A 5076-nucleotide genomic window follows, 5' to 3' on the forward strand; every position below is an offset into this window, starting at 1 on the left:
CAAGGCCGAAAGTCCAGCATGTGAGGGTCGTCTGCGGCCTTGACAGTTTCCTCGTCGGCGACGATGTGGGCGTCCATGCGATGGATTCCATCCTCGCGCTCTGTGTCGTTGTCGTGATCAAATGACCTGTCGCCCAACAGGTGGTGTCGCCAGGAGCGTCTTCGGCCGAAGCGCGACATTCCGGGGACCGATGTGGCCGTGGGCGGCCATGAGAAAGAGGGGGCGGGCAGTGTCGTGGTGGAGTTGGTAGTCCAGCACGTGGACCGGTCCAGACTAGAGTTCTGACCATGACGATCGCCGCGACGCCCGTACCGCTCTCCGAGGCCAAGGCCCGACTGTCCGAGCTGACCAGACGGTACACCAACAGCACGAAGGGATCGCCTTGACCCGCAACGGGGAGGCCGAGGCTGTCTTGAGGTCGGTGGGCGACCTGGAGGGCATGGAGATGACCCTGGAAATCCTCGGCGACAGCGAGGCACTCGGCCGCAGCTCCGAGAGCCTGGCAGCCCTGGGCCGTGGTAAGCCCGGCACTGACCTCGACAGCGTCCGCCAGGACCTCACCCGCCGGCGCTCCACCGGCGGGTGACCAGCCAAGCGGCACAGCGCTACGAGGTCCGGTTCCAGCCAGCTGCGCGGCGAGCAATCGCTCAGCGTCTCCCGGAGACTATCGCCGCCGCGGTCCTCGAGCTCTGCGAGGCGGCGCTCAACATCAACCGAGGAACCGTCATCGACTTCTCGAAAGTCGGCAGCGAGCTCACCGGGTCCGGCGGGCAGTCGTCGGCCTGTTCCACAGGGCGGTAGCGGAGGTGGCCGGGGGCGGATCCGGGTGGCTGGCATCGTCTGCGAGTGGTGCGACCGGGGGGTCGGATGCTGGCGGGCCAACGGACTCGTCTACCGTGACGCGGACGAGAATGGGGCCCGCCTCGCACTCGGACACGCTCACCATAGGATGGACACCATGACTGACCAGGACTCGACCGCGCTGGGGGCGGGGGACGATGACGAGGGGGCGACCCGTTCGAGGATCGTTGCGCTCTTGCGTGCCGCATGGGGTTCGATCGGCACCCTGCTCGGCGAGCTGGACGATGCCCAGTGGGCTGCGCCTGCGCTGCCGGGCTGGGACGTCCACGGCGTCGTGGCGCATATCGTCGGCGACGAGCTCCAGTTGGCTGGCGGCAATCCCCCGCCGCCGCTGCCCGACGACTCCGTCGGGGACCACGTCCACAACGACATCGCCCGCATGAACGAGGCGTGGATCGTGGCACTCCGTGCGGTCTCCCACAGCGAGCTGCGCGACGCGTTCGAGGAGATCACCGCCACGCGCCTGGCCCAGCTCGAGGCCATGGCGCCCGAAGCCTATGAGGAGCCATCGTGGACGCCGGTCGGACCTGGCACCTATGGGCGCTTCATGGAGGTCCGTGTCTTCGATTCGTGGATGCACGAAGAGGACATCCGCTGGGCAGTCGGCATCCCCGGCAACGAATCGGGACCGGTGGCAGAGCAGTCGCTCGCCGAGGTGGTGAGTAGCCTGGGCTACATCGTGGTCAAGCGGGCAGGCATGCCAGACGGGAGCACCATCCGGATCCGGCTCACAGGGCCGATCGAGCGGGACCTGCACGTCGTCGTCGAGGGACGGGCCCGGGTTGTCGACAACCTGCCCGGCGAACCGTCCGTGTCCATCACGCTCCCCTTCCCCCTGTTTATGCGGCTCATCGGCGGGCGCCTCGACCCAGCATCGGTAATCGACCAGGTCGAGCTCGGGGGCGATGAGGCTCTTGCCGGCCAGCTGGCCACCAACATGGCGTTCACGATATGAGCGCCTCTGCCAGGCCAGGCTGCCCCTTCCCCACTTCCGGACTGCTGCGGGACCAGAGCGCCACGTTCGGGGACGTAGGCGACGGCGAACCGATGGAAGAGGACGAGCGCCGCATCCGCCGCCAGAAGAACCGTACGTCGGTGGTCGACGCGTTACTCGACCCGTACCGGGATGGCAACCCCCGGCACAGCTCGATCGAGATCGCCGAGCGCTCCCGCCTTTCGTCGCGATCGCTCTTACACTACTTCGACGACGTCGACGACTTACTACTGGACGCCGTGCGGCGCCAGCAGCAACGGGCACTCCCCCTTCTCGCCATCGACGCTGGGACGGACGCCGCCCTCGCGGACCGGGTCGCAGCGCTGGGCGAACAGCGCTTCCGGCTCTTCGACGCGGTCGCTCCGGCCGCGACGGTCTCACCGTTGCATGCGCCGTTCCAGGCGACCATCTCGACCAAGCTGGCCCAAGGACGCGCCTTCCTACGCGCCCAATTGATCGAGATGTTCGGCACCGAGCTCGCCGCCTTGGACCCTCTACGGTCCTTGTTCACGCTGGCAGCGCTCGACATCGTGACCTTTTTCGAATCCTTCCAGCTCCTGCGCTTCGACCAGGTGCTGGCCCCTCATCGGGCGAAGGCTGCAATGGTTGGGGCGATCGAGGCGTTGCTCGCCGAGGGCGAGGCCGGGCCGGTAGCCGCCAGGTTCGAGGCCGGGGAACCTGGAAAGGCCAAGGGCAACGAGGCCGGGACTGCCGAGACCAAGGCGACTGGAGAGGTGCCGTGAAGTCCACCCGGGCATCGGTCCGGCGGGAGCTGCGCATCGCGAGACCGGCGGCCGACATCTGGGCGATCGTCGGTGATCCGGCCCGCATCCACGAGTGGTTCCCCGGCGTGACCGCCTGCGATGTCTCCGGCGACACCCGCGTCATCACCACCGGGAGCGGGATCCCCATGCCCGAGCAGCTCCTCACCATCGACCCCCTCCAGCACCGGTTCCAGTACCGGATCACCGCCCCGCTGTTCAAGGAGCACCTGGGGACCATCGACGTTATCGGCCTCGACGACGGCACATCGCTCGTCGTCTACAGCACCGACGCCGACCCGGCGACGATGGCACTCGTGATCGGCGGCGCCATGGGCCAGGCACTTTTCAGGCTGCGGGACCTCCTCGAGGGGACCGCACCCCACTGCAGCCCGCACACCCAGGCGCCTGATGGCCGGTAGCTGCAGGGCGCCTGAGCGTCATCAGAGCCCCAAAGGAGGACCGATGGGTCGCAAGATCCTATTCGTCACCACCGATCAGCAGCGCTACGACACGTTGGGGTGCAACGGTGGCACCATCGCCCGCACGCCGGTCATCGACGCCCTCGCCGCCGACGGCATCCGCTACGAGCGTGCGCACCCCCAGTCCGTCGTGTGCATGCCGTCACGGTCAACGATGCTCACCGGGCAGCACCCCTCGACGCACGGCGTGTGGATGAACGGCGTTCCACTGCCCGTCCATGCGCCGTCGGTCGCGGACGTGCTCCACCAAGCCGGTTACCGGACCGCGCTCATCGGCAAGGCGCACTTTCAGCCGTACCTCGACCCGTTCCTCCGCTTCGAGGAGAATGCCATGAGCCGCGACGGGATCCCAACAGGCCGCACGCACCGGGGCTTCGAGCACCTGGAGTCGGCCACCCACGGGCCGGCCGGTCCCGTCCATTACGCGCAGTGGTTGGCACGCGAGCACCCCGAGGCCATCGCGGGCTTCTACCAGGTGCTCGACGGCTCCCTGCAGGTCAATGACGAGGGCGGCGGCACCACCGGCGCCCCCCAGGTGAAGGTGAACCCGATCGACCGGAGCTGGTACCACACCGACTGGGTGGCAGATCGGACGATCCGCTGGTTGGACTCCCTCGCCGCCGACGACGACTGGTTCTGCTGGATGAGCTTCCCCGACCCCCACCACCCGTGGGACCCGCCCCAGTCGGAGGTGGGCCGTGTGGACTGGCATGACGTCCCACTTCCGGCTGGCTACCTGCAACGGGCTGACGACCGTGAGCGGATCATCGGAGACAAGCCTCGGCACTGGCGCCTCTGGTACGAAGGGGAACTCGTCACCAACTACGAGGCGCCAGCACGGTGGGTCCCCGCTTCGCTCACCCCGGATCAGCTCCGCGAGGTTCTGGCCCGCGACGCCGTCGAGTGCGAGCTCATCGACGAGGCGGTTGGGCGGGTGCTCGCCGCCATCGACCGGCGGGGATGGAGCGACGACGTCGACATCATCTTTACCACCGATCACGGTGAGCTGGGCGGCGACTTCGGCCTCCTCTTCAAGGGGCCGTACCATGTCGATGCCCTCATGCGCCTACCACTCGTGTGGCGACCGGCGAGGTCGGCACTGTTGTCGCCAGCGGCGCCAGCGGCGCCCACGCCGTCGGCCCTGGCCGGGCCGTCGGTGGTCACCAAGCCGGTGGGCCTAGTCGACCTGGCCCCGACGTTCTGCGCCATCGCCGGGGTCGAGGCCCCTCCGTGGATGCAGGGACGACCGCTCCCCGTCACCGACGCCGATGCCGAGGCCCGGGGCTTCGAACGGGTCCTCACCGAATGGGACAGCGCCATCTTCGGCATCGACGTCCACCTGCGGACGATGATGCGTGACCATCACCTCTGCACCGTCTACCGGCCGGGCACATGTCACGACGGCACCGAGGGCGAGCTCTACGACCTCGACGAGGACCCTCTGCAGCAGGTCAACTTGTGGGAGGACCCAGCTCGCCAAGCTCTGCGCGAAGACCTCGTCGCCGACCTCGAGGACCACCAGCCACCCGTGCGCTCGCCGCAGCTTCTCCTCGAAGCACCGGCATGAGCACCACGCCGGACACAGCGGGGCCACGAGCCGCAGCGCCGGCATCCGGCTACTGGCCATCGCCATGGTCGTGTGAGGACGGGGGGCCGCCACGTCATCAGGTGAGCGCCCCCCGTTGAGGGGAGGTCGGCCGTCGCTTCGTCTGGGACCCGGGCTGCACGGTGAACGCGGTGCGCCTCGAGGTCACGTCGCGGATGGTCGTCGCCTCGACCATGGTCGTCACCCGCGATCCAGGAGAGGTGTCCCTGCTCGGCCATAGTGCTGGCGATGAGGCGATCTCGTTAATGGAACGGATCGACCCCCGCTCCCTCGAACCCCTGGCGCGCTCGGTGGAACTACGCGGCGGTCCCGCGTTGCCCGGCAGCATCGCCGCCCACGCCAACGGCTCGCTAATCGTCGTCTTCGGCAACC

6 protein-coding genes are annotated in these 5076 nt (G+C 68.3%); all 6 read left to right on the forward strand.

What is annotated here, in order from left to right; genetic code table 11:
- Positions 1-382 precede the first annotated feature (382 nt).
- Complete coding sequence (locus M6444_RS13775; protein WP_298328349.1) at positions 383-586, forward strand: hypothetical protein; 204 nt, start codon at positions 383-385, stop codon at positions 584-586.
- 372 nt (positions 587-958) lie between these two features.
- On the forward strand, positions 959-1816 hold the full coding sequence (locus M6444_RS13780) for a maleylpyruvate isomerase family mycothiol-dependent enzyme (protein WP_298328351.1): 858 nt from the start codon (positions 959-961) through the stop codon (positions 1814-1816).
- Positions 1817-1908: 92 nt separating this feature from the next.
- On the forward strand, positions 1909-2598 hold the full coding sequence (locus M6444_RS13785; protein WP_298328352.1) for a hypothetical protein: 690 nt from the start codon (positions 1909-1911) through the stop codon (positions 2596-2598).
- Entirely contained in the window at positions 2595-3038 is a 444-nt protein-coding gene (locus M6444_RS13790) for an SRPBCC family protein (RefSeq protein ID WP_298328354.1), read from the forward strand. Before M6444_RS13785 ends, M6444_RS13790 begins: the two co-directional genes overlap by 4 nt.
- Before the next feature lie 43 nt (positions 3039-3081).
- Positions 3082-4665 (forward strand): sulfatase-like hydrolase/transferase, encoded by a 1584-nt coding sequence (locus M6444_RS13795; RefSeq protein WP_298328357.1) that lies wholly within the window; start codon positions 3082-3084, stop codon positions 4663-4665.
- A 170-nt stretch (positions 4666-4835) separates the two neighbouring features.
- Positions 4836-5076, forward strand: a 241-nt coding sequence (locus M6444_RS13800; protein WP_298328360.1) for a hypothetical protein, incomplete at its 3' end; no start/stop codon positions are given.

The sequence above is a fragment of the Haloactinopolyspora sp. genome, assembly GCF_027324685.1.
GTDB lineage: Bacteria > Actinomycetota > Actinomycetes > Jiangellales > Jiangellaceae > Haloactinopolyspora.